We start from the raw sequence: 24,474 nt of genomic DNA on the forward strand, positions 1-24,474 counted from the left end.
AACTTAGTTTCAGCTAAAGATATTTATTCAATAAAAAAGGAGCCGTAGCTCCTTTAAATATGACTGGTTTTGACTATTTTTTAAGGGATGACTTATAGGCAGATAATGCAGCCACCGCGATAGCCGACAAAGCAATACCCGGCGCACTTGCAATTAAAATACCTGTCGTTCCTAGACCTAGCGCCAAAATCTTGCCTGTAAGTAATGGACCTGTCATTGCACCCAAACGTCCCCATGAAATTGCACTTCCCACACCTGTCACTTTCCCAGCTGGTGTATAGAAAATTGGAGAGATCCCATACAAAATCGATTGACCACCTGTAGAGAAAATTCCGCCCATGATGCCTGCAGCAATGAGTACAGGAATGGAATTTGTTGTAAACAGCACAAACAATGCCACAAACAAACCTGAATAGATAATCACTGCCATTTGCCATAATTTTAGGCGATCCAGCAAGTAGCCCAAACCCAGCGTACCAATCACTGCGCCCACTTGGAACATCAACATGATCATGAAAGCTTGTTGCTTTTCCAGCCCTTGTTCCATAAGCAAGTTAGGCAACCAACTGATCAGAATATAGTTCACCATTAAGGTAAAGAAGAAGCTTAACCAAAGCGGCAATGTATATTTATAACGCTGCTCAGCAAACAGGATTTGCCCCATCGCTGGAACGGCTTCTTTAGTTTCTGCCTGAACTTTTTCTGTACGCTTATCTTTTAAGATAATTGCCATGAATGGAATCAAGATTAAAGGCGTTAAACCACCAATTAAAAATAGTGTATGCCATGAGATATCTTTAAAGACAATACCCAAGCCAGCAACAAAGATTGCACCTACGGGTAAGCCACAGTACATCAAACTATTTAAGCGCCCACGGTTAGCATCCGTCGCTTCATCACCCACCACCGAGATCATCGTTGGCATCGCAGCACCCAAACCTAAACCTGTAAAGAATCGTGCGATATATAAAATTTCAATACTTGGTGCAACTGCCGTAATCGACATAAATACACCGAAGATAAAAATCGACAGCATCAGGACTTTCTTCTGTCCCAAATAGTCAGCGACACGCCCCCCAAAGAACGCGCCAAATAACATACCAAATACACCTAAGCTAAACACATAGCCCATTTGCACTTGATCTAAGGAAAATGTCGCTGCGATTCCTTTTGCTGCGATACCGGGTGCTTGTAGGTCAAAACCTTCAAAAAATGCCACCCAGAAACACAAAAATACTGTTAGAAATTTTTGCATTTTTCCCGATTGTTGATTTGCCATAATCGAACTCCATTCATGTAGCGTAAACCCACTTGTACGCCATGCCCTGAAGTTTCGGCTTTATTGGGTAGAATAAATACCACTACAAAGGTCGGAATTCACACGACCAAAAGCCCACCATTAAGACTTGAAACTTTGTATATCAATAGTTTTTAGATCTTATTTTTTGTATTTATAATTAATTATCAATCACTTAGGTTTATGAAAGATTTTAATAATCAAACCATAGCTAAAACTAATGATGATCAAAATATTCATTTAATCCGATCAAATACCAACAGCCAATAATTTATTGGCAATAAAAAACCCGCAACTGAGCGGGTTTTTTATTTAACTCTAAATCTTATGCAGATTTTTTTGCTGCATTATTCTTACGGATGGTAATCATCACCAATTGAACAGCCGCAGGTGTAACACCCGGAATACGACTTGCTTGTGCCAATGTTTCAGGCAATACATTTTTCAGCTTCATGGTGATTTCACGTGAAAGACCAGAAACGACATCATAATCAAAATCAGCTGGAATACGCGTATCTTCCAAACGCTTCATTTGCGCAACGTCTTCTTGCTGACGGTTAATATAACCTGCATATTTCACAGCAATTTCAATTTGCTCACCCACAAATGCCGAAACTTCAGAACCCGTCAATTCAGCAATTTGCGCAAAGTTGATATTTGGACGTTTGAGCAAATCAATTGCATTGGTTTCTTTTGACAGGTCATCGCCAGTCATTTCAACGAATTTTTTGCCTAGTGGATTGTTTGGCGCTGCCCAAAGGTGTTGTAAACGACCTTTCTCCGTTTCTACAGCTTCCATTTTTTGGCAGAACGAATCCCAACGCGCATCATCTACCAGACCCATTTCACGACCAATGGCAGTTAAACGCTGATCCGCATTGTCTTCACGCAACATCAAACGGTATTCCGCACGTGACGTGAACATACGGTATGGTTCTTTAGTACCGAGAGTAATCAAGTCATCAACCAACACGCCCATGTACGCTTCATCACGTTTTGGTGTCCATTGCTCTTGATCCCATGCACGACGTGCTGCGTTTAAGCCTGCAAGCAAACCTTGCGCACCCGCTTCTTCATAACCTGTTGTACCGTTAATTTGACCTGCAAAATACAGGTTATTAATCGATTTGGTTTCTAAAGAGAATTTCAATGATTGTGGATTGAAATAATCGTACTCAATTGCATAACCCGGACGAAGAATATGTGCATTCTCCATACCACGGATTGAACGTACCAATTCAAACTGCACATCAAATGGTAGAGACGTTGAAATACCGTTTGGATATAACTCATGTGTATCCAAACCTTCAGGCTCTAGGAATACTTGGTGTGAGTCTTTATCAGCAAATTTATGAATTTTGTCTTCAATTGATGGGCAGTAACGTGGACCTACACCTTCAATCACACCGGTATACATTGGTGAACGATCTAAACCACCACGAATAATATCGTGAGTTTTTTCATTGGTATGCGTGATGTAACAGTTGATTTGTTCAGGGTGCATCGATGCATCACCCATGAACGACATAGTCGGAGATGGGAAATCACCCGGCTGTGGCGTCATCACAGAGAAATCAACTGATCGTGCATCGATACGTGGCGGTGTACCTGTTTTTAAACGACCTACAGGTAAGTTCAATTCACGAAGGCGCGCAGCCAATGAAATTGAAGGAGGATCGCCCGCACGACCGCCTGAAGCATTATTTAGACCTACGTGGATCACACCACCCAAGAATGTACCTGTAGTCAATACAACAGTTTTCGCATCAAAGCGAATACCCATTTGGGTGACTACACCTTTAACGGTATCGCCTTCAACAATAAGGTCATCAGCTGCTTGTTGGAAAATATCCAAGTTCGCTTGATTTTCGAGGGTTTCACGAATCGCAGCTTTATAACGAATACGGTCAGCCTGTGCGCGTGTCGCACGAACAGCCGCACCTTTACGTGAGTTCAAAATACGGAATTGAATACCACCTTTGTCGGCAGCCAATGCCATAGCACCGCCAAGCGCATCAATTTCACGTACTAAATGTGATTTACCAATACCACCAATGGCTGGGTTACAGCTCATCTGCCCTAAAGTCTCAATATTATGAGTTAAGAGTAAAGTCTGTCGACCCATACGTGCCGCAGCAAGAGCTGCCTCAGTACCCGCGTGACCGCCGCCGATAACAATGACATCGTAAACTTTAGGATAATGCATAGTGGTAAAGGAGATTAAAAAAGGATGACGGAAGATTATAGCAAAAATTCACCGATAAGTTGACTGATTAACTCGATTTTATTGTTATTGGCTACTGTTTTATGCCTATATATTTCTTTATGAACATACATACTTTGCAAATTCCACATAAAAATATACATTTCTCAAGCAAATGTTACTCGAAGATAGTTGTTTTATTCTGATGATTTTTTATTCTGTTATAGATCCCATGAGAATCATAAGGACTATAAGCATGAATAAGAATATTTTGCTATCCACGGTTTTATGCGGTTTATGTTTATCACCACTTGCTGCCTCAGCCAATGATAAAGTTGAGAAAGTGTATGATGCACAGCGATATCAACAAGTCTGTAAAGGTAAAAGCCAAGGCGCTCAAGTTTCATTTGCCTATCGCGGTATTATTTGGAATGGTACCTGCGAACCACAATTTTTTAGCTCTTCCAAAAATGTAAATATTCATGGCGAAGAAGCCGAATTATTAAGCACATGTAGCGCAGATGCCAAAGCCACTACAGCAACGATCAATGGACAAGAAATCAAAGGAAAATGTGCTTTAGGGTTCACTCCTCCTCGTCCTAAATAAACAGTTATCGATGAAAATATCGACCAATTAACAGATCAAAAATAAAGCGGGTAAAACATCAGTTTTTACTCGCTTTTATTTATTGCTTATTTATCAAACTTAGATAAACTCAAAAAACTATAAGGATAAAAATATCAGGAAATTCCATGGATTCGGGATTATTTGCTTTTTTTCTACCCATTGCTTTAGCCATTATGATGATGGGGTTGGGGCTTGAACTTTCAGTCAAAGACTTTTTACGCGTTGGACGCTATCCAAAAGTTATTTTCATCGCTTTATTTACTCAGCTTATTCTACTGACCAGTATTGCTTTTTTCCTGTGTAAGTTGCTGGAGTTACCCCCTTTACTCGCGGTCGGGCTCATGTTGCTTGCGGCTTCACCCGGCGGCCCCACTGCTAACCTTTTTAGCTACCTATATAAAGGTGACGTTGCATTAAACATTAGCTTAACAGCCATCAACTCAGTTGTTTCGTGCTTTACATTGCCTTTTATCGTCAATCTATCCATTTTGCATTTTGTTGGTGAAAGTACAAGTATTCGCATGCCTATCGACAAGATCACCCATGTATTTCTGATTATTTTGATACCGGTATGTTTCGGTATGTTTATTCGAAACTCCTTTCCGACCATTGCATATCACGTCAACAAGCCGATGCGAATGTTGTCTATTTTCTTATTAATTCTTATCTTTACACTCGCAGTTTTGCGTGAACAATCCAACATTATTACGTATTTTGCCAGCGTCGGCATTGCGACCTGTTTACTCTGTTTCAGTGGACTATTTTTGGGTTACTTAATTCCATTCCTCTCGGATGTGCCTGAAAAGCAGGCTCGTGCGTGTACCTTTGAGATTGGTATTCATAACACCAGTATCGCGCTAACCATCGCACTGAGTGTGCTTGAAAACACCACAGTCGCAATACCTGCCGGTGTTTATTCTATTTTTATGTATTTATTGGCGACCTTATTTGGTTTTATTTTGACGCGCCGTGGCAGTCACCTAATTCAACAAGTGAAAACCTAAACTATTTTTTCTAACGCAATCACCATAAGGACTTTGGTGAAAAACCATTAAATATGCTCAAGGAGAATAAATACGATGGATTCTGGAATTATTACGGTTCTTTTGCCATTAGCACTGGCCTTTATTATGATCGGGCTTGGGCTAGAACTTACCCCCAAAGATTTCGCACGTGTCACCAAACATCCTAAAGCCGTGTTGATCGCATTATTTTGCCAACTCGTGTTGCTTGTCGGTATCGCCTTTCTACTATGTAAACTGTTAGCATTACCACCACTGCTTGCTGTCGGCTTGATGCTACTCGCAGCCTCACCTGGTGGTAGCACAGCTAACTTATTTAGTTATCTATTTAAAGGTGACTTGGCTTTAAATATAACCCTGACCGCCATCAATTCAGTCATTGCAGCATTAACCCTTCCATTGATCGTGAATTTTTCGATCATGCACTTCATGCAAGAAGGCCAACAAATCAGTCTGCAATTTGGAAAAATCCTCCAAGTTTTCGGCATCATTATCATCCCCGTCTGTATAGGTATGTTACTTCGTCACTATGCACCTAAACTAACTGAGAAACTGCATAAACCACTCCGTATCTTTGCTGTGGTCTTTCTCATCTTAATTATTATCGGTGCTATTTACTCTGAACGACAAAATATTGCGGCTTATCTAACTCAAGTTGGCTTAGCAACTGTTCTATTCTGCATCTTTAGCTTATGTATCGGTTATTTTGTTCCGCGACTTTTCGGCATCAATAGTGCTCAGGCACGTGCATGTGCATTTGAAATCGGCATTCATAACAGTACGTTAGCCATGACCATCGCCTTAACAGTGATGGCCAGCTCGGCCGTTGCAATGCCTACAGCGGTTTATTCAATCTTTATGTATATCTTTGCCGCTGTATTTGGCTTCCTAATTACACGTTTCGCACCGATCTCGACAACGACAACAGAAACAATTAAAAGTTAAGTCGCTGAAAAGTTAAAAGGATGCCACGTGCATCCTTTTATTTTTTGTCAATTTTGATAATCGCTAGCTGCAAGTTGCCGAGTTCCGTTACAATAGCTTTTTATAAAACTCATTTAGGTTATGTCCGTGAAGTGGTTACAAATTCATATTACTGTTGAAAAAGCTCAAGTTGATTACACTGAAACGCTGCTCAGTTCTTTAGGTGCAGTCAGTGTCACGCTAGATGATGCAGAAAATCAGGATTTACTTGAACCACTTCCAGGTGAAACACCACTTTGGAATAAAGTGATCGTTACTGGTATCTATGCACAAGAAGATGATGAAGAAATTGATGTTGCTGCATTAGAAACATTTATTAAAGCTCAACTTCCTGAAGCACCAATGCGTAGCGAATTCATTGAAGACCAAGAATGGGAACGCACATGGATGGATGCTTATGAGCCTATTCAAATTGGTGAAAAATACTGGATCGTACCAGAATGGATGGAAGCGCCAGAAGCAGACGCCGTAAACATCAAACTAGACCCAGGTCTGGCATTTGGTACTGGTAACCATGCATCAACATTCTTATGCCTACAATGGTTAGGTAAAGTTGACCTTAAAGATAAAATCGTAATCGACTACGGTTGTGGTTCTGGTATTTTAGGTGTTGCCGCTTTACTTTTGGGTGCCAAAAAAGTTTATGCCACTGATATTGACCCACAAGCCGTTTTAGCAACACAACAAAATGCCGAATTGAATGGTGTACTGGAAAATTTGTATGTAGGCCTACCTGAAGAGTTCAACCAAGAACTCGCTGGACAAAAAGCCGATGTGTTTGTTGCTAATATTCTTGCAGGCCCTCTAATGGCCTTGGCTGCAGAATTCTCAACTTTAATTAAATCTGAGGGCGAGTTCGCACTTGCAGGTGTAATTGAAGAGCAAGTTTCTGATGTTTCTAGTGTTTATTCTGAATTTTTTGATATATTAGACGTAGAAAAACGTGACGAAACATGGTGCCGAATTTCGGGTAAACGCCAACAGTATTAAAATTTAAAATGTGTACTTATGAGCGACAAATTAACTAACTGCCCAACTTGTTTTACAACATATAAAGTAACTGTTCCGCAGCTTACTGTCGCTCAGGGCATGGTTTGTTGCCCAAAGTGCTCTACATCTTTTAATGCACTGTCTCATTTGGTGGTAGATAAAGCGTTGTCTTTTTCTACCCCTGAGCAAGAAAATGCACCGCAAAAAAACTCCAATACTATTATTAATGTCAGCGAATTTAATAATACGCTTACACCAGTGACTGTTGAAGAAACACCAACCCACCATTTATTAAAACTATTTGATCAAAAAGTCGAAAACTCTAATATCGATCTAAAAACCTATTTAAATAACTTAAATTATTTCAGCACCGAACCGATCAGCAACCTTCCTGCTGTAAATTGGGCAGAACAAGCTGAAAAAGATAAAAAGCGTACACCACTTAACTATTTTATGTGGTTCTGTATTAATGCCTTCTTATTTGGTGCACTTATATTCCAATTTTTCTGGTTCAATCCACAATATTTAAAAAACAGTCCAGTGATGGGTGCTGCATTTACTGCGGTCTGTGATGTATTCAATTGTTCACGCCTAGAGGAACATTACAGTTTAATTAGTACCAAAAAAGTCAAAATTCGTAGCATTGGAAATAATGAAACACTTTTTACAGGTGAAATGATCAATTTTCATGACCGTAGCCTAGCCTTACCCAATATGAAAATTTCACTAAAAGAAAATGGTACTGAAATAGCAAACTATACGCTTTTACCTGAAGAGTATTTGGACAAAAGTCTGCATGGCATCCAACGGATCCCAAAAAGTAGTCCTTTTAAATTCCAATTTAGCCTACCAATTGCACGCAAAAGCTTCGATAATTATTCAATTGAGTTGATTCGCCCCTAATATTGGAAAAACCTATTAAAAAAGTAAAAAAAACATAAAAAAAATGCAGTTTTCTTGCTCACTTTTTCCTAGACAATGGTATGATACGCGCCACGAAAGCTTTGTGCTGCAAACTCCTCGCTAATTTTTCACAACAAATACAATCCCAACCGTGCGCTTTAATATTTATTGCGTATTGAGTAGATTTTTTGTTTGTTTTTTAGGCTGTAACAATTATTAATCTATTGTTACGCTTATTTTTCGAACAATTTTGCGAGTTGTGTCAAGCTACAAGTAATGTACAAGTTTTAGAACTCCGCATTAGGAACTAAAACGGAGTTCATTCAAGTTTATAGACCACTTTTAACAAATCACTTTACCCAAGTGATATTTGATTTTTCGGATTAATTCGCATGAATAGCAAATCTCCTATTTTTACTGCACAATCTGATGTCGCTCTTCGTATTCACGTAGATCGCGCAGTTCGCCATTACTTTGCACAATTGCAAGGCGAGCAACCATCTCAGGTATACGATATGGTGCTGGCGGAAATGGAGAAGCCTCTTCTATCTGTAGTTCTTGAATATACACGTGGTAATCAAACCCGCGCTGCTGAGATTCTCGGCTTAAACCGTGGTACTTTACGTAAAAAGTTGAAAGCTCACGGTTTAATGAGTGAATAAATGATAAAATGCTTGCGGCTTCCGCAGGCATTTTTTTTAACCTGCATTTTGCTAATTTTGTTTTAATCTGTTCCTTGAAAACTGTGACGAAGATCATGACTATTAAACGCGCTTTAATCTCTGTGTCTGACAAGACTGGAATTGTTGAATTTGCACAAGAACTTGCTGCTCTAGGGGTAGAAATTTTATCTACTGGCGGAACATACAAATTGTTGAAAGACAATAATGTTGCCGTAGTTGAAGTTTCAGAGCACACAGGTTTCCCAGAGATGATGGACGGCCGTGTAAAAACGCTACATCCGAAAATTCATGGTGGTATCTTAGCTCGTCGCGGTCTAGACGAAGCTGTGATGGCTGAACACAACATCGATGCAATCGATTTAGTTGTTGTTAACCTTTATCCTTTCGCTGCGACTGTGGCTAAACCGAACTGCTCACTTGCTGATGCGATTGAAAATATCGACATCGGTGGTCCGACTATGGTTCGTGCTGCTGCGAAAAACCATGCATCTGTAGGTATCGTAGTAAATGCATCTGACTATGGAACTGTTGTTGAAGAGTTAAAAGCTGAAGGCGCATTATCACATGCAACTCGTTTTGACCTTGCGGTTAAAGCATTTGAACATACTGCACAGTATGACGGCATGATTGCATCTTACTTAGGCGCTCGCGTAGGTAAAGAACAAGGCGAAGCAGACAAATTTGCGCGTACGTTCAATACACAATTGAACAAAGCACAAGATTTACGTTACGGTGAAAACCCGCATCAATCGGCTGCATTCTATGTAGACCCAGCGGCAACTGAAGCATCTGTTTCAACAGCTAAACAGCTGCAAGGTAAAGAACTTTCTTATAACAACATCGCCGACACTGATGCTGCGCTTGAATGCGTGAAATCATTCGCGAAACCTGCTTGTGTGATCGTAAAACACGCAAACCCATGTGGCGTAGCAGTATCTTTAGACGGCATCCAAGCGGCTTATGACCTAGCTTATGCAACTGACCCTGAATCTGCATTCGGCGGCATCATTGCATTTAACCGCGAATTAGATGTTGCAACTGCACAAGCCATTGTTGACCGTCAATTCGTTGAAGTAATCATTGCTCCGAGCGTTGCTGAAGGCGTGCTTGAAGTGACTGGCGCGAAGAAAAACGTACGTGTACTCGTATGTGGCGAACTTCCTGCAATCACTGAACGTAAAGCACAGTTAGATTACAAACGTGTAAATGGCGGTTTGTTGGTTCAAGACCAAGACTTAGGCATGATCACGAAAGATGACCTTAAAGTTGTGACTAAACGTGCGCCAACTGAAGCAGAAATTGATGACTTGATTTTTGCTTGGAAAGTTGCGAAATACGTTAAGTCTAACGCTATTGTTTATGCAAAAGGTCGTCAAACCATTGGTGTTGGCGCAGGTCAAATGAGCCGCGTTAACTCTGCTCGTATTGCTGCAATTAAAGCTGAACATGCTGGTTTAGTGGTTGAAGGTGCGGTAATGGCATCTGACGCATTCTTCCCATTCCGTGATGGCATTGATAACGCTGCGAAAGCGGGTATCAAATGCATTATCCAACCGGGTGGTTCTATGCGTGATGAAGAAACAATTGCTGCTGCTGATGAAGCGGGTATTGCAATGGTCTTCACTGGCATGCGTCACTTCCGTCACTAAGCACAGCGCTTAGAATGTAATGACAAAGTCATACATGTGGTTTAAAACAGATTTCTAATCTTGCATAAAGTCCTCTCCTATTTTTAGGCTGAGGACTTTATGTCATTTTCGATTCATGGAGTATGAACCGATGAATATTTTAGTTTTGGGTAATGGCGGTCGTGAACATGCATTAGCATGGAAAATCGCACAAGATGACAAAGTCGCAAAAGTATTTGTAGCACCGGGTAATGCGGGTTCTGCAACTGAAAATAAATGCGAAAATGTTGCACTAAATATTTTAGACAATGCTGCGATTATCGACTTTGCAAAAAATAATGCAGTTGATTTGATCGTGGTTGGCCCCGAAGCACCACTAGTCAATGGTGTGGTGGATGCTTGCCGTGAAGCGGGTGTAAAAATTTGGGGCCCAACTCAATTTGCTGCACAGCTTGAAGGCTCTAAAGCATTTGCGAAGCACTTCTTAAAACGCCATAACATCCCAACTGCTTTCTATGATGTATTTACAGAAGTAGATGCAGCAAAAGCATTTGTTGAAAAAAATGGTGCACCAATCGTTATCAAAGCTGATGGTCTTGCTGCTGGTAAAGGCGTGATCGTTGCCATGACCAATCAAGAAGCATTCGATGCAATTGATGACATGCTTGCAGGCAACAAATTTGGTGATGCAGGCTCACGTGTTGTCATCGAAGAATTTCTTGCAGGTGAAGAAGCATCTTTCATTTGCATGATTGATGGCGATAACATTTTACCAATGGCAACATCTCAAGATCACAAACGTATCTTTGAAGGCGATCAAGGTCCAAATACAGGTGGTATGGGCGCATACTCTCCTGCGCCTGTTGTGACTGCAGATGTATTTGAAAAAACCATGAATGAAGTGATGCGTCCTACCGTTGAAGGTATGAAAAAAGACGGTCACGTTTATACAGGTTTCTTATACGCAGGCTTAATGATTGATGAACAAGGTCAACCGAAAGTGATCGAGTTCAACTGCCGTTTTGGCGACCCTGAAACTCAACCCATTATGATGCGTTTAAAATCATCTTTGGTTGATTTGGTTGAAGCAGGTATTGCGGGTAACTTACCTGCAGAAGCTGAATGGGATGAGCGTAAGACTGTAGGTATCGTACTTGCATCTAAGGGCTACCCTGAAACTTCTAGCAATGGTGATGTGATTTCTGGTTTAGACACAGAAATGGCTGATGCAAAAGTTTTCCATGCAGGCACTAAAGCGCTTGAGAATGGTGACATTGTGACTGCTGGTGGTCGTGTACTTTGTGTGACTGCTCTAGGCAACACGATTGGTGAAGCACAAGCCAAAGCGCTTGAACTATGCGAAAAAGTGACTTTTGATGGTGTTCAATACCGTAAAGATATTGGTTACCGCGCAATTGCGCGTGAAAATGCTTGATCTTAATTTAAATTAAATAAACAACCCGCCGAGTGCGGGTTTTTTTTTTGATATATTCAATTAAATATCAAACAAATACTTTATTAAAATGATCTTTAATTTATTTAATCGACCATCTGAAGAAATACAATATTTAGGGACACCTTATACTCAAGATTGTTTAGACGCTATTGGTGTCATTCTCCAAACTCAAACATATATTGAAAAAGCATTACTTTTATCTTGCAATCAAATACATGCATATTTAATCAAATCTAATAGAAATACTTACATTATCAGATCAGGCTTTAGTTCAGGCTATTCTGGTGAAGGACCTAAAGGATTAGCATCATCACTGCAACTTCTTTTAAAGCACAATATAGAAGTTGAAGAAATTAATATTTCTGAAAAATTAATGAAGAAAGTAAATCATAGTTCATTATCAGATGCAGATCTTGAAACAATGTTCACAGCTAGAGTTGTACGGCCAATTAACATATACGAATACATCTATGCAATTTACAAAACTACGGAATACCAAATCAATAATGACCGTTTCTATCCAACAGAATTACCTTTCCACTTGGTTGATTCTCGAATTTTCGATCTTGCTCTTAAATTTAATGATGATCCCAATTACTCAATCTTAACGGCATATACAAGATTAGAAGATATTGTCAAAGATAAAATTAATGATCATAGTCTGTTTTCTAACAGTCTTTTAAAAACCGCATTCATTTCAGATAAACAACGCAAATCAATTTATTCATGGGATACAAACAATGAAAAGGTTTCAAATGCCCTAGGTTGTCTATTTACCAATATATTTACTGCTTATAGAAATGAACGTGCACATAGTGAAGTTGATAAGTCTTATTCACAACAAATACGTGAATTTTTATTGATTAATGAACTATATTTATTAGAAAGCAATTAAAAGATAAAGATGAATTAGCATGAATCAGTTTATCGCAACGCCTCGCCTCATCCTCCGCCAATGGAAAGACTCCGACACTGCCCCATTTATCCAAATGTGTGCAGATGATGACGTCATGCGCTATTTCCCTAACAAACTTGATGCTTCCGAAGCCACTGCATTTATGCAACGCCTACACGATGCAATAGAAATACGCGGTTGGGGTTTATATGCTGTCGAGCTTAAAGCTACAGGAGAATTTATTGGTTTTATCGGCTTACATATACATCCCCCTGAGTTTGAAATAGCCGATGCACCAGAAATTGGTTGGCGCTTACTGCCGCAATATTGGCATCAAGGTTATGCCACCGAAGGGGCAAAAGCTGTACTTAAACATGCTTTTCGAAACTTAAGATTAGATAAAGTTATTTCCTTTACAGCAAGTTTGAACACACCATCAGAACATGTCATGCAACGCATTGGTATGCAAAAAGTCCGTGAATTTAATCATCCGCATGTACCAGCGGATCATCCATTAAACCGTCATGTGCTGTATGAAATACAGCGTAGTGATTATTTGCACATCCCCTTTTGCTAATTCAATAATTATTCACGGCAAAACCAAAGCACATTAACTCTGCCAAACAGTGACTATAGGTGATGTTAAAAACTTTAAATATAGTTACCGTAGGATTTCGTATAAGAAAGCTAAATCATTCATTGAATCATATAAAATACCCCGCTAAGTGCGGGGTTAAGCTCTAAACATATCAATTACTATGGCCTTGGAAGTAAAAATCATAAGTCACAATGCTAAAGCAACTCCAACCTGTTTAAGCATGCTTAATCAAAATGGCATACATAATCTACGACATCAGTACATTGCACTTTAAAAATAGAATCTTGTGGAACAATAAAGCTTTCGCCAGACGTATATTGAACAAACTCTCCCTGCTCCCCAATTTGCACAACACACTGCCCCGATGTGATTTCAACACGTTCTTTCACATGCGCCTCAAACGTCATGGGTTGCTCTGATGGCAAAAATACACCGAAGGTTTTTTGACTACCATCTTCCATTTTTAAAACATGGCTCACCGATCTGCCGCCATAATGAACCGTAGGCTTTTTTACAAATGAGACGAAATCAAACTGATTTAACATAGCGTGCCGCACATAGCATTTTATTATGATCAATTATTAAGCAGTTTATCTTAAACGCTGTAGCGGATTCAATCTTCCTCAGATTTAGATCTAAGATTTTGAAAAACCATGAATCAGAGTTGAACTGTAAATGTATCAATAAAGATTTCAATGCAAATTAGATTGAAGCACTTCGTTATTTTCACATATGAATGTTACAAATTTTGTGTATGACAGGACTTATTTCATTTTTATCATTTTTTCAGCAATACATTTTAAAATTTGTTATATAGACCTAAACTTATACAAATGACGCACTTAAATAGTTTAATTATAAATAATATATTGTTTTTACTTATTAAATTATTTAATTAAACATATTCCATATACATTTTTGGTGCTAAGCATAACTTTTTAAATCACTATATTGAATAATAAAAAATTGATATGATGCCTAGCGAAATATAGAGATTTGCTTTATTAAATCTTTTGTTTACAGCAGCTTGCAATGGCTATCTTTTCCCATTTGGAAATAGACTCAGATCTAATTGTATAAGTCTGTGTAGCATTTTAAATTATTAAGCATCTATCAGCCTGTCTGATAAAAGACTTAAGTAAATCTCTCCATAATATGATTTGTGAATTTATTAATTTTATAAATTTACTCGGGTGAATATATGAAAAAGCTCCTAGGATTAGTTCTCGGTTTATCTGTGGGCCTTTCAGGCTGTGGTAAACAAGAAGCTCCTGCAACTGACGCCGCACAACAAAAAGACACTGCAGAAGTGCAAACTGTTACCATGGCTTCGACTGGTTCAGATGCTGATATTTGGCGCTATATTGCTACGCTTCCTGAAACCAAAGAAGCTGGCATTAAACTTGAAGTGAAAAACTTTACTGACTATGTGTCTATGAACACTGCTGTAGCGAACAAAGAAATTGATGTTAATGCATTCCAGTCATATGCCTATATGGTTGCGTTTAATGACAACAATAAAGATAAAATCGCACCGCTTTCGACAACTTATTTAGAACCAATGGGTATCTATTCAAGCAAAGTCAAAAAACTTGAAGAGTTCAAAACTGGTGCAACAATTGCGATTCCAAATGATGGCGCAAACGAATCACGTGCATTGTTGCTACTTCAATCTGCAGGCTTAATCAAACTTAAAGCTGATTTTGACGATGTAAAAGGTACACCTGCTGACGTCACTGAAAATGCGAAAAAAATCGTAATCAAACCAATTCAAATGGCGACTGCTGTTCGTGTTAAAGACGAAGTTGATGCGATTGTTTTGGGTAATACCCTTGCGATGGAAGGTGGTTTAAACGTACTGAAAGATGCGGTTTACTATGAGCCAATCGACCAAAGTACAAAAATGAACGTGAACATTCTTGCTGTTGCTGTTGACCGTCAAAATGACCCAGTTCTACAAAAAGTCGGCGCGCTTTACCACACTCCAGCAGTTAAAGCTTACATCGATGAACATTTTGGTGGTACTAAAATTGATGTAAACAAACCAACTAGCTACCTCACTGAAGCAAAATAGTAATATAATTTCTTCAAATAAACAGGCAAAGTTTACTTTGCCTGTTTTTTCATTTCTGAACCTTTTTTGACGCTATGATCCAATTTAAAAATATCTCCAAGCATTTTGAGCTAAAAGGCCAAACCGTTACAGCACTGGATCAGATTAATCTGGACATTCCAGATGGCTGTATTTTCGGTCTAATTGGCTACAGTGGTGCAGGCAAAAGTACCTTAATCCGTTTAATTAATTTGCTAGAACGCCCTAGTGAAGGGCAAATTATTATTCATGATAAAGACTTTACTGCTTTAAATTCGGCAGAGCTACGTCAAGAAAGAACCAATATTGGCATGATCTTCCAGCACTTCAATTTACTGCAAACCAAAACAGTTGCAGAAAATATTGAAATGCCGCTTAAACTTTTAGGTGTGTCTAAAGCTGAACGCCAAAAACGTTTAGAAGAGTTGCTCGAATTTATTGACCTAAAACATAAGAAAAATGCCTATCCAGATGAGCTCTCTGGTGGCCAAAAACAACGTGTCGGGATTGCCCGTGCGCTTGCCAATCATCCTAAAATTTTACTGTGTGATGAAGCAACATCTGCTCTCGATCCGCAAACCACCAAGTCGGTATTGGCGTTATTAAAGAAAATCAATCAAGAACAAGGCATTACTATTGTCATGGTCACCCATGAAATGGATGTGATTGAATCTGTTTGTGATTATGTTGCGGTGATGGAACAAGGGAAAATCATCGAACATGGCTCAACCTTAGAGATTTTTAGTCAGCCAAAACACAATACAACCAAAAATTTTATTCAAACTGTATTGCAGCAACAGCTCCCTGTTAATATTTTAAATAATCTAGAAAATCAAAACCATAACAGTATTTATTGTTTAAAATTTCTGGGCAGTTCGGCACAGGAAACCGTCATTCAAGCGGTAATTAAACAGTTTGATATTAGCCTGAATATTTTGTTTGCCAATATGACTGAAATTAATGGTGCGGTGATTGGACAAATGTTCGTTCAGCTATTAGGTGATGCAGCATTGATTCTACAAGCAGTGGCGTTCTTAGAACAACATGGCGTTGAAGTCACTCAAGCAGGAGTTCAGCAATGAGAGATTTAATTGTTCAATGGCTGACTCAAATTACAGCACCCTTTTGGAAAAGTTCTTTGTCTATGGATCAGTTCGTCACTGCCCTACAAGAAACTTTTCACATGGTGTTCTTTGCCATGCTCTTTGGCTGTATTTGGGGTTTTATCCAGGCCGTGATTTTATATGTCTCACGTCCACAAGGCATTTTGCCTAACCGTGTCATCTACCATGGTTTGAACCCGATTGTGAATGCGCTGCGTTCATTGCCATTTATTATCCTCCTGATTGCGGTCATCCCTTTGACCAAAGTCATTGTGGGTACTTCAATTGGTACTTGGGCTGCAATTGTTCCTCTCACAATCTATGTTGGCCCTTACATTGGCCGCTTAATTGAAACTTCACTGCTTGAAGTAAATGACGGTATTATTGAGTCTGCCCAGGCCATGGGTGCATCTCCTATGCAGATCATCACTAAATTTGTACTACCTGAGTCACGCAGTTCTCTCATTTTAAATTTAACAACAGCAACAATTAGTTTAATTGGTGCAACAGCCATGGCAGGTGCAGTAGGTGCAGGCGGTATCGGTGATCTTGCCATTTCTTATGGTTATCAACGTTTTGATAGTAGCGTGGTCATCATGACCGTCATTGTATTGTTGATTTTGGTACAAATTGTTCAAAGTCTGGGGGACTGGTTATCGAAACTGCGCTAAGCCTGCATAATTCATATATTTAAGCTCTCCTCGGAGGGCTTTTTAGTTTCTTAGATTCTAAAATTTAGTTTTTAATGCCGCAATTAAACCAAATTTTTTTAGTTTTAAATTATTTTGACGGCAAATTAGCAACACCATAAAATTTAAAATATAACCTTCAATATTACGTTTACAAAAACTTGAATGAGTACAAAATATCAAAAGAACAGGATTTTATATTCCCTATGGAAACTAAACTGACAGCAAAATTTTCCGCTTAACTTTTTTCACAACAGCAATATTGATCACTTCAGCAGCATCTGCATCCATTGCTGATTATGACTATGTGACTAGTATTAAAGTAAATGATATTGACTTAGCCTTACCCTTGCCTGCATCAAAAGCAAATGCATTAATCAGCAAAAATCCAGTAAAGCTTAAATATGAATATTCAGAATGTACCGGCAATACTGAATTTCATGTCACATCAAAAGGTAAATTTCTAAAATTTGAAATTTATGCTGAGGACAATCCTCAATTTAAAAATGATTCATTCTATAAAAATAAAAGCAGCTTCGCCCAACTTGGACAAACCAAAGGGGATGTTTGGATGGAATGGGATAAATCCACTCAAATACGCGTTAAAATTCAAATTGGGTCAAAACATCTGATAAGCCAATATAACTTTCTACAATTTAAAAAAGACTTTCCCAAAAGTGCAAAATCTGCCAATCCCAATGAAATTGCTTATGTGATTTTACTCTCACCTGCTCATGCCAAATCCGTGCTGAAAGAGCCGCAAAACTATGATTTACCCTATATTGGCAATCTAGCCTTCAACTTTAAAAATAGCAAATTAATAGCTTTTTCAGTTAATCAAGGTATTGCTTGCTAAACCGTGATTGTCATACAGCGTTTATTGCTTAAACAGTGAATTTATAAATCTGCATAAAGCCATGCAATAAACGCAAGTTTGATCTCAGAGCATGCTAAAATCAGCAGCTGTTTTCGCAGGGACTCATCTATGCACTTTGTACATCTTGGTATTTTTACAGAATTTTCCATTACTGAATCTATTGTACGTATACCTGATCTTGTAAAAGCTGCAGCTGCAGATGAAATGCCCGCTCTGGCCATTACTGACCTTTCAAATCTACATGCTGCTGTAAAATTCTATAAAAAGTGCTTAGATAAAGGCATTAAACCCATATTTGGTTCAACCATTCGTTTGAATGATGCTGAACACAAAGCTACTCTTCTAGCGATGACCAATAAAGGTTGGCGCAGTCTAACAGAGTTGGTTTCTGAAGGTTATATTTCAGGTCAACAGCTTGATATTCCTTGCGTAAAAAAAGATTGGATTTTAAATCAACACCAAGACTTGATTGTTTTACTGGGTATACAAAGTGATGTCGGCAAAATGCTTTGCTCTTCCAACCCGCAAAAAGCTGAACCCCTGTTAGCTGAATGGGTCGAAAAATTTGGCAATCGTGTTTATTTAGCGATTACACGAACTGAGCGCTCGGGTGAAGAAGACTTTATTCACGAAGCAGTAAAACTTGCGAAGAAATTTAACATTGGCGTGGTTGCTCATAACGATGTGCATTTTATACGTAAAGAAGATTTCGAGGCACATGAAGCACGCGTTTGTATTGCCGATGGCTATGTCCTCGGTGACAATCGTCGCCCTAAAAATTACAGTCCTGAACAGTATTTTAAAACTGCCGAGGAAATGACGGAGCTGTTTGCAGACATTCCAACGGCTATAGAAAATACCTATCACATTGCGCGACGCTGTAATGTGTCATTACGTTTAGGCTTCCATGACCTTCCCGATTATCCAATTCCTGAAGGTCATACAATTGACACCTATTTTGAACATTTATCAAAAGAAGGTTTAGAAGAACGTTTAGCGCATTTGTACCCTGTCGAACAACGTGGTGACGACTGGCCAGAAATTCGTAAGCCTTATGATGAACGTTTAGCTTATGAAGTCGGGATCATCCTGACCATGCAATTCCCAGGTTATTTCCTAATTGTCATGGACTTTATTCAATGGTCTAAAGGTAATGGCGTCCCTGTTGGTCCAGGCCGTGGTTCGGGTGCAGGTTCCTTGGTTGCCTATAGTTTAAAAATTACCGACCTAGACCCACTACGTTATGACCTACTGTTCGAACGTTTCTTAAACCCTGAACGTGTATCAATGCCCGACTTTGACGTCGATTTCTGTATTGCAGGTCGTGACCGTGTTATTGACTATGTTGCACGCACTTATGGTCGAGATGCGGTCTCTCAGATTGCAACTTTCGGTACCATGGCGGCAAAAGGTGCAATTCGTGACGTAGCCCGTGTCTTGGGTAAATCTTATGGTTTGGCTGACCGTATTTCTAAAATGATTCCGACCAAGCCTTTAGGTTTAAGTTTGGAAGAATCCATTGAGGCCGAACCACAACTCAAAGACATTGTCACCAATCCATCTAACCCAGATAACGACGATGCAGCCGAAATTTGGGAAATGGCACTCAAACTTGAAGGTATTACCCGTAATACAGGTAAACATGCCGGTGGTGTGGTTATTGCACCAACTAAGTTAACTGACTATTCGGCTGTCCTATGTGATGCAGATGGAACTAACCGTGTAGCCCAATTCGATAAAGACGATGTGGAAGCTGCAGGTCTAGTTAAATTCGACTTCTTGGGCTTACGTAACTTAACGGTAATCGAAGATGCCATTAAGCACATTAATGCCCGTCCAGATATCACTACACCTGTCGATATTTCCTTAATTCCTTTGGATGACAAACCTGCCTATGCTGTGTTCGCAGATGCAAACACCACAGCGGTCTTCCAGTTTGAATCCGTCGGCATGAAAAAAATGCTGAAAGAGGCACGTCCAAGTAAGTTCGAAGAAATTATTGCTTTCGTGTCTTTATACCGTCCAGGCCCGATGGATCTAATTCCTGACTTTATTTACCGTATGCATGGTGGCGAGTTTGAATACTTACATCCATTACTAGAAAGTGTCCTTGAACCGACATACGGCATTATGGTTTATCAGGAACAGGTAATGCAGGCAGCGCAGTTCTGTGCTGGCTATAGCTTGGGTGGCGCGGATTTACTTCGTCGTGCCATGGGTAAAAAGAAAGTCGAAGAAATGATTAAGCACCGTCAGATCTTTACTGAAGGTGCTGCAACCAAAGGTATTGATGCAGATACGGCCAACCATATCTTCGATTATATGGAAAAATTCGCAGGCTATGGTTTTAACAAATCCCATGCCGCAGCCTATGCCCTTGTTGCATATCAAACCGCTTGGTTAAAAGCACATTTCCCAGCTGAATTTATGTCAGCAGTGATGACCTCGGAAATGCAGAACACGGACAACGTGGTGTTCTTGATCGATGACTGTCGTATTAATGGTCTTGAAGTCTTACCACCTTCGGTCAATATGTCTTTATATAATTTCCATGCCAGTGACCCAAAAACCATCGTCTATGGTTTAGGTGCGATCAAGGGTGTCGGTGAAGCTGCCATGCAGTCTGTGATTGACTCACGTATCCAAGATGGCCCATATAAAGATCTGTTTGACTTCTGTCATCGTATTGACCTAAAAAAAATCAATAAGCGCACGCTTGAAGCATTGATTCGTGGTGGTGCATTAGATTGTTTAGGATTAGAACGCGCTGACTTGATGGCACAATTGCCAGAAGCTGTACAAGCGGCTGAGCAAGCCCGTTCAAACCGCGAAACAGGGATGATGGATTTATTTGGTGAAGTTGAAGAAGTTCAGCGTAAACCTTCTAAACCTGTTAAACCGTGGTCTGATGAAGTTCGTCTTAAAGGCGAAAAAGATACTCTTGGGCTTTATCTAACAGGTCATCCGATCGATGTGTATCGATCGGAGCTAAAAGCCTTTATTTCACAGCGCATTAATGAGCTTACGCCTACACGACGTGGTGTCACTACAGTATTTGCAGGCCTAGTCGTCGATGTTGCCAACTTCCCGAACCGCATGATGGTGACGCTCGATGATGGTACTGCGCGTATAGAAGTGTCTGCGAATCACGAACGTTTTAACCGCTTCAAAGATGTGATTCAAAACGAAAAAGTGGTGGTCATTGAAGGTGAAATTTACGAACGTGAAGGTTTTGATCGGCCAATGGGTCGCTTAACTAAAGCCTTCAGTTTGAATGAAATCCGTCAAAAACGTGCCAATGCCATTCAAATTAAATTAACACCTGAACATTTTAGTAAAACGCTATCACGCGACATCCAAGATATTTTACTGCCTTTTTGCAATGTCGATATGTGTACGCATATCCCTGTGCAGTTATATATTGACTATCCATATGCGACGGCCGACATTCATTTGGGCTTAAACTGGAAAGTTGCCCCACTAGATGAATTACTGTCTAAGCTGCGTGACTACTTCGGCAAAGAATCTTTGCATATCGAATATCATGTCAAATCCAAAGCTGCCAAAGCGGTAAGTTATGAACAAGCCTCTATTCCTGCGCAGGTTCCGCCACCGCCAGATGGGATGAGCATGGATGATGCCATGGATTTATACCAAGCAGAAGCCAATCAATTTTCTTAAAGTTTAAACGCTGTTTGAACTGCTTTTTTAAATAAACATATTGGAAATATCATGAATCAAACTGACAATGCTGCGGTTTCAGCACATCTCTCCCATGTGCGTATTGTCATGGTGAACACAACATTACCCGCAAATATTGGTAGTGCATTACGTGCCATGAAAACCATGGGACTTTCAAAGTTAGTCTTAGTTGCACCGAAGACTTACCCGCATCCGGACATTAATGCCTTAGCTGCCGGTGCTGTCGATTTAATTGATCAAATTGAAATCGTTGAATCATTAGAAGATGCCATTAAAGATTGTCATATTGTCTTTGGTACTAGTGCGCGTAGTCGTACCATCCCATGGCCATTACTTGATGCTCGCCCTGCTGCCGAAATGTCTCTCAAAGCGGTCTGTGAACAACAGCAAGAAATTGCCGTGGTGTTTGGCCGTGAAGACCGTGGTTTGACCAATGAAGAATTGGCAATGGCTAACTACCACGTCACTATTCCAGTAAATACTGAATATGGCGTCTTAAACGTTGCTCAAGCGATTCAAGTCATTTGCTATGAAATGCGCATGGCCGCCCTTGCACATACTGAGTTAACTGCAAATCCTGATGCCAACATGCATGTTACCGATGACATCGATATGGAATGGGATGAACCTTTGGTGACCCATGAAATGATGGAACAGTTCTACCCGCATATTGAAAAAATGCTGGCAGAGATTGAATTTATGGATCCAAAAAATCCAAGATTATTACCTTTACGCTTGCGTCGCCTATTTGGACGTATACAATTAGATCGTATGGAATACCACTTATTACGTGGCATCTTTAGCCGAGTACAGGCATTAAATAACGGAACATGGAAAAAATCTACAGACAATGAGGATCAATCTAATGCTTAAGCAGCTCAAAGAAGATATACAGGCTGTATTCGCGCGCGATCCTGCTGCACGAAATACACTCGAAGTCTTAACGACTTATCCAGGAATTCATGCCTTAATCATGCATCGTATGGCACATGAACTTTGGAAAAAAGAGTGTAAAGGCTCAGCTCGTCTATTGTCTTCTTTTAGCCGCTTTGCCACAGGCATTGAGATTCATCCGGGTGCGAAAATCGGTCGTCGTTTCTTTATTGACCACGGTATGGGTGTGGTGATTGGTGAAACAGCTGAAATTGGTGATGATGTCACCCTCTACCATGGTGTGACCTTAGGTGGCACGACTTGGAACAAAGGCAAACGTCACCCAACTTTGGAAGATGGTGTAGTGGTTGGCGCTGGTGCAAAGATCTTGGGCCCATTTACGGTGGGTAAAAATGCCAAAGTCGGTTCAAATGCCGTCGTGACTAAAGAAGTTCCTGCAAATACTACTGCTGTGGGCAATCCAGCACGCTTTATCACCAAAGATAAACCAAAAGATGAAGCGGAAACACGTCGTCGCGACTATGCAGAAAGTATTGGTTTCCAGCCTTATGCTGCAACCCAAGACCAAACTGACCCGATGTTAGAAGGTATGCGTGTATTGTTAGATCGTATTCAGCACAATGAAAAACGTATGAATAATTTGTGTCAGCGTTTGTCTCTCCTTGACCCAACGTTCAAAAAGCAACAGCTTAATGAACAACCTTTTAGTCAGGAAGAACTTAAAATCATTGAAGATGTGCGCCGCGAATGCGAAGCTCAAAGTACTCAATCTAAAGCTTAACCAAAAGCAATCAGAATAAATTGCCTTTAACTTGCATGTTGTTCAGAGTTTTTTTAGACTGACCAACATGCTTTTTTTTATAAAATAAATTTAATGGATGAATCATATGACGCTTAAGCCCTTGGCAGTTGCTTGTATTGCTTTAACCCTTGCCGCTTGTGGAAGCGCCCCAACTAAGAATAATGCACCTAAAGATGCCATGATTTTTGTAGAGCCTGAACTGACTCCACCTTTCTACGCACTCAACCCATTTAACTACGATGCACCACCTCCTTTTGAATTAAATTTACAAAAAGCTGCAGCACAGCCTGTGACTAAGATGGTGGTAACTAGCCCAACCGACCCATCTAAGCAATTAACTCTTGAAGAAAACCGCCTGATTATCCCCACTGTTGACAGCAAAGAACGTTCGATGAAATTTGCTGCTTTAGCAGGTGACAATGAAATCGACATTACTGAAATTGATGATTTCTTACAGCTTGTTGAAGGTAAAGCACGTCACTATCCACCACGTTTTGTTCAACGCCAAGAACGCAAAGGGTTTGAGCTTAAACTCAAGGAAGTTACGCAAAAATTAGATACGCTTGCGTCTAAAGACAACGCTTCTTTTGATATTTTAGTTCGTGCATTTAAAGCCAGTGTGATGGCACGTAACCTTGATTTGGGTTCTGTGTACACAACTAAATCATTAACTTACGCACAACGTATTTTAAAAATCAACCAAGATGATGCAGAAGCAAACTTCTGGTTCGGTTTTGGTTTATCTGAAGGTGGTGGTCAACGTGAAGCGATTCCATACTTAGACAAAGCAATGAAAGCCGGTGTTCAAGAAGCGTATCTTTCTGCAGCAAATAACTATATTGCCATGGAACAAAAAAAGAACGCCATTCAGGTTTTAAAGAACTATAAAGTTAAATATCCACAAGAAGCAGAAGTTGCTGATCGTTTAATTCAAGAAATTGAAAAGCAAGGTCGCTGGAATGTTTGGCAAGTTTTAAATCCACCTAAAGCTGCGTCTTAAATCTGACGATTTAAAAAATTCTTTTGAA

21 protein-coding genes are annotated in these 24,474 nt (G+C 39.8%); 18 read left to right on the plus strand and 3 right to left on the minus strand.

Annotation, left to right across the window (positions count from 1 at the left end):
* Window positions 1–73: 73 nt before the first annotated feature.
* Both mhpT and mnmG read right to left on the minus strand, forming a co-directional pair.
* Window positions 74–1,279 (minus strand): 3-(3-hydroxy-phenyl)propionate transporter MhpT, encoded by a 1,206-nt coding sequence (mhpT, locus tag B1201_RS10875; protein ID WP_078193539.1) that lies wholly within the window; start codon window positions 1,277–1,279, stop codon window positions 74–76.
* Between the two features lie 343 nt (window positions 1,280–1,622).
* Window positions 1,623–3,503 carry a tRNA uridine-5-carboxymethylaminomethyl(34) synthesis enzyme MnmG gene (mnmG, locus tag B1201_RS10880; protein ID WP_078193540.1) on the minus strand — a complete coding sequence of 627 codons (1,881 nt, stop codon included), beginning with the start codon at window positions 3,501–3,503 and terminating at the stop codon, window positions 1,623–1,625.
* Between the two features lie 253 nt (window positions 3,504–3,756).
* On the opposite strand from mnmG, the gene B1201_RS10885 reads away from it, so the two are divergent.
* The 10 genes from B1201_RS10885 (at window position 3,757) to B1201_RS10930 (ending at window position 13,266) form a co-directional block, all read left to right on the plus strand.
* Entirely contained in the window at window positions 3,757–4,107 is a 351-nt protein-coding gene (locus B1201_RS10885) for a hypothetical protein (RefSeq protein WP_078193541.1), read from the plus strand.
* Window positions 4,108–4,253: 146 nt separating this feature from the next.
* Window positions 4,254–5,132 (plus strand): bile acid:sodium symporter family protein, encoded by an 879-nt coding sequence (locus B1201_RS10890; RefSeq protein WP_078193542.1) that lies wholly within the window; start codon window positions 4,254–4,256, stop codon window positions 5,130–5,132.
* Window positions 5,133–5,207: 75 nt separating this feature from the next.
* On the plus strand, window positions 5,208–6,095 hold the full coding sequence (locus tag B1201_RS10895) for a bile acid:sodium symporter family protein (protein ID WP_078193543.1): 888 nt from the start codon (window positions 5,208–5,210) through the stop codon (window positions 6,093–6,095).
* A 126-nt stretch (window positions 6,096–6,221) separates the two neighbouring features.
* Window positions 6,222–7,124 carry a 50S ribosomal protein L11 methyltransferase gene (prmA, locus tag B1201_RS10900; protein WP_078188734.1) on the plus strand — a complete coding sequence of 301 codons (903 nt, stop codon included), beginning with the start codon at window positions 6,222–6,224 and terminating at the stop codon, window positions 7,122–7,124.
* Window positions 7,125–7,142: 18 nt separating this feature from the next.
* On the plus strand, window positions 7,143–8,027 hold the full coding sequence (locus B1201_RS10905; RefSeq protein ID WP_078193544.1) for a DUF3426 domain-containing protein: 885 nt from the start codon (window positions 7,143–7,145) through the stop codon (window positions 8,025–8,027).
* A 392-nt stretch (window positions 8,028–8,419) separates the two neighbouring features.
* Window positions 8,420–8,689, plus strand: a complete 270-nt coding sequence (gene fis / locus B1201_RS10910; protein ID WP_001086304.1) for a DNA-binding transcriptional regulator Fis — start codon at window positions 8,420–8,422, stop codon at window positions 8,687–8,689.
* Window positions 8,690–8,784: 95 nt separating this feature from the next.
* Window positions 8,785–10,359, plus strand: a complete 1,575-nt coding sequence (gene purH / locus B1201_RS10915) for a bifunctional phosphoribosylaminoimidazolecarboxamide formyltransferase/IMP cyclohydrolase (protein WP_078193711.1) — start codon at window positions 8,785–8,787, stop codon at window positions 10,357–10,359.
* 130 nt (window positions 10,360–10,489) lie between these two features.
* Window positions 10,490–11,773: a phosphoribosylamine--glycine ligase gene (gene purD, locus B1201_RS10920; RefSeq protein WP_078193712.1), complete on the plus strand. Its 1,284-nt coding sequence runs from the start codon at window positions 10,490–10,492 to the stop codon at window positions 11,771–11,773.
* Between the two features lie 88 nt (window positions 11,774–11,861).
* Window positions 11,862–12,689, plus strand: a complete 828-nt coding sequence (locus B1201_RS10925) for a hypothetical protein (protein WP_078193545.1) — start codon at window positions 11,862–11,864, stop codon at window positions 12,687–12,689.
* A gap of 19 nt (window positions 12,690–12,708) precedes the next feature.
* A complete protein-coding gene (locus tag B1201_RS10930) occupies window positions 12,709–13,266 on the plus strand; it encodes a GNAT family N-acetyltransferase (RefSeq protein WP_078193546.1) in 558 nt (185 codons plus the stop codon).
* Between the two features lie 245 nt (window positions 13,267–13,511).
* On the opposite strand, the gene B1201_RS10935 is transcribed toward B1201_RS10930, so the two are convergent.
* Window positions 13,512–13,832: a pyrimidine/purine nucleoside phosphorylase gene (locus B1201_RS10935; RefSeq protein WP_078193547.1), complete on the minus strand. Its 321-nt coding sequence runs from the start codon at window positions 13,830–13,832 to the stop codon at window positions 13,512–13,514.
* A gap of 656 nt (window positions 13,833–14,488) precedes the next feature.
* On the opposite strand from B1201_RS10935, the gene B1201_RS10940 reads away from it, so the two are divergent.
* From B1201_RS10940 to B1201_RS10975, 8 genes are all read left to right on the plus strand, one after another.
* Window positions 14,489–15,361: a MetQ/NlpA family ABC transporter substrate-binding protein gene (locus B1201_RS10940; protein WP_078193548.1), complete on the plus strand. Its 873-nt coding sequence runs from the start codon at window positions 14,489–14,491 to the stop codon at window positions 15,359–15,361.
* 74 nt (window positions 15,362–15,435) lie between these two features.
* Window positions 15,436–16,461 (plus strand): methionine ABC transporter ATP-binding protein, encoded by a 1,026-nt coding sequence (locus B1201_RS10945; protein WP_078193549.1) that lies wholly within the window; start codon window positions 15,436–15,438, stop codon window positions 16,459–16,461.
* The gene (locus B1201_RS10950) at window positions 16,458–17,153 is read left to right on the plus strand and encodes a methionine ABC transporter permease (RefSeq protein WP_078193550.1); all 696 of its coding nucleotides are present in this window, start codon (window positions 16,458–16,460) and stop codon (window positions 17,151–17,153) included. The genes B1201_RS10945 and B1201_RS10950 overlap by 4 nt, the downstream gene beginning before the upstream one ends.
* Before the next feature lie 280 nt (window positions 17,154–17,433).
* Window positions 17,434–18,027, plus strand: a complete 594-nt coding sequence (locus tag B1201_RS10955) for a hypothetical protein (protein WP_218956207.1) — start codon at window positions 17,434–17,436, stop codon at window positions 18,025–18,027.
* Between the two features lie 129 nt (window positions 18,028–18,156).
* On the plus strand, window positions 18,157–21,729 hold the full coding sequence (gene dnaE / locus B1201_RS10960) for a DNA polymerase III subunit alpha (RefSeq protein WP_078193552.1): 3,573 nt from the start codon (window positions 18,157–18,159) through the stop codon (window positions 21,727–21,729).
* Between the two features lie 51 nt (window positions 21,730–21,780).
* Complete coding sequence (locus B1201_RS10965; protein WP_078193553.1) at window positions 21,781–22,623, plus strand: RNA methyltransferase; 843 nt, start codon at window positions 21,781–21,783, stop codon at window positions 22,621–22,623.
* Window positions 22,616–23,425 carry a serine O-acetyltransferase gene (gene cysE / locus B1201_RS10970; protein WP_078193554.1) on the plus strand — a complete coding sequence of 270 codons (810 nt, stop codon included), beginning with the start codon at window positions 22,616–22,618 and terminating at the stop codon, window positions 23,423–23,425. The genes B1201_RS10965 and cysE overlap by 8 nt, the downstream gene beginning before the upstream one ends.
* Before the next feature lie 106 nt (window positions 23,426–23,531).
* Window positions 23,532–24,446, plus strand: a complete 915-nt coding sequence (locus tag B1201_RS10975; RefSeq protein ID WP_078193555.1) for an ABUW_2363 family tetratricopeptide repeat lipoprotein — start codon at window positions 23,532–23,534, stop codon at window positions 24,444–24,446.
* Window positions 24,447–24,474 lie beyond the last annotated feature (28 nt).

Origin of the sequence: Acinetobacter sp. ANC 5600, from assembly GCF_002018395.1 — a bacterium.
In the GTDB taxonomy this organism is placed as follows: Bacteria; Pseudomonadota; Gammaproteobacteria; order Pseudomonadales; family Moraxellaceae; genus Acinetobacter; species Acinetobacter amyesii.

Bases quoted from the DNA above. Each gene is read 5' to 3' on its own strand.
- mhpT (WP_078193539.1), bottom strand. From the start codon at position 1,279: ATGGCAAATCAACAATCGGGAAAAATGCAAAAATTTCTAACAGTATTT.
- mnmG (WP_078193540.1), bottom strand. From the start codon at position 3,503: ATGCATTATCCTAAAGTTTACGATGTCATTGTTATCGGCGGCGGTCAC.
- B1201_RS10885 (WP_078193541.1), top strand. From the start codon at position 3,757: ATGAATAAGAATATTTTGCTATCCACGGTTTTATGCGGTTTATGTTTA.
- B1201_RS10890 (WP_078193542.1), top strand. From the start codon at position 4,254: ATGGATTCGGGATTATTTGCTTTTTTTCTACCCATTGCTTTAGCCATT.
- B1201_RS10895 (WP_078193543.1), top strand. From the start codon at position 5,208: ATGGATTCTGGAATTATTACGGTTCTTTTGCCATTAGCACTGGCCTTT.
- B1201_RS10905 (WP_078193544.1), top strand. From the start codon at position 7,143: ATGAGCGACAAATTAACTAACTGCCCAACTTGTTTTACAACATATAAA.
- fis (WP_001086304.1), top strand. From the start codon at position 8,420: ATGAATAGCAAATCTCCTATTTTTACTGCACAATCTGATGTCGCTCTT.
- purH (WP_078193711.1), top strand. From the start codon at position 8,785: ATGACTATTAAACGCGCTTTAATCTCTGTGTCTGACAAGACTGGAATT.
- purD (WP_078193712.1), top strand. From the start codon at position 10,490: ATGAATATTTTAGTTTTGGGTAATGGCGGTCGTGAACATGCATTAGCA.
- B1201_RS10925 (WP_078193545.1), top strand. From the start codon at position 11,862: ATGATCTTTAATTTATTTAATCGACCATCTGAAGAAATACAATATTTA.
- B1201_RS10930 (WP_078193546.1), top strand. From the start codon at position 12,709: ATGAATCAGTTTATCGCAACGCCTCGCCTCATCCTCCGCCAATGGAAA.
- B1201_RS10935 (WP_078193547.1), bottom strand. From the start codon at position 13,832: ATGTTAAATCAGTTTGATTTCGTCTCATTTGTAAAAAAGCCTACGGTT.
- B1201_RS10940 (WP_078193548.1), top strand. From the start codon at position 14,489: ATGAAAAAGCTCCTAGGATTAGTTCTCGGTTTATCTGTGGGCCTTTCA.
- B1201_RS10945 (WP_078193549.1), top strand. From the start codon at position 15,436: ATGATCCAATTTAAAAATATCTCCAAGCATTTTGAGCTAAAAGGCCAA.
- B1201_RS10950 (WP_078193550.1), top strand. From the start codon at position 16,458: ATGAGAGATTTAATTGTTCAATGGCTGACTCAAATTACAGCACCCTTT.
- dnaE (WP_078193552.1), top strand. From the start codon at position 18,157: ATGCACTTTGTACATCTTGGTATTTTTACAGAATTTTCCATTACTGAA.
- B1201_RS10965 (WP_078193553.1), top strand. From the start codon at position 21,781: ATGAATCAAACTGACAATGCTGCGGTTTCAGCACATCTCTCCCATGTG.
- cysE (WP_078193554.1), top strand. From the start codon at position 22,616: ATGCTTAAGCAGCTCAAAGAAGATATACAGGCTGTATTCGCGCGCGAT.
- B1201_RS10975 (WP_078193555.1), top strand. From the start codon at position 23,532: ATGACGCTTAAGCCCTTGGCAGTTGCTTGTATTGCTTTAACCCTTGCC.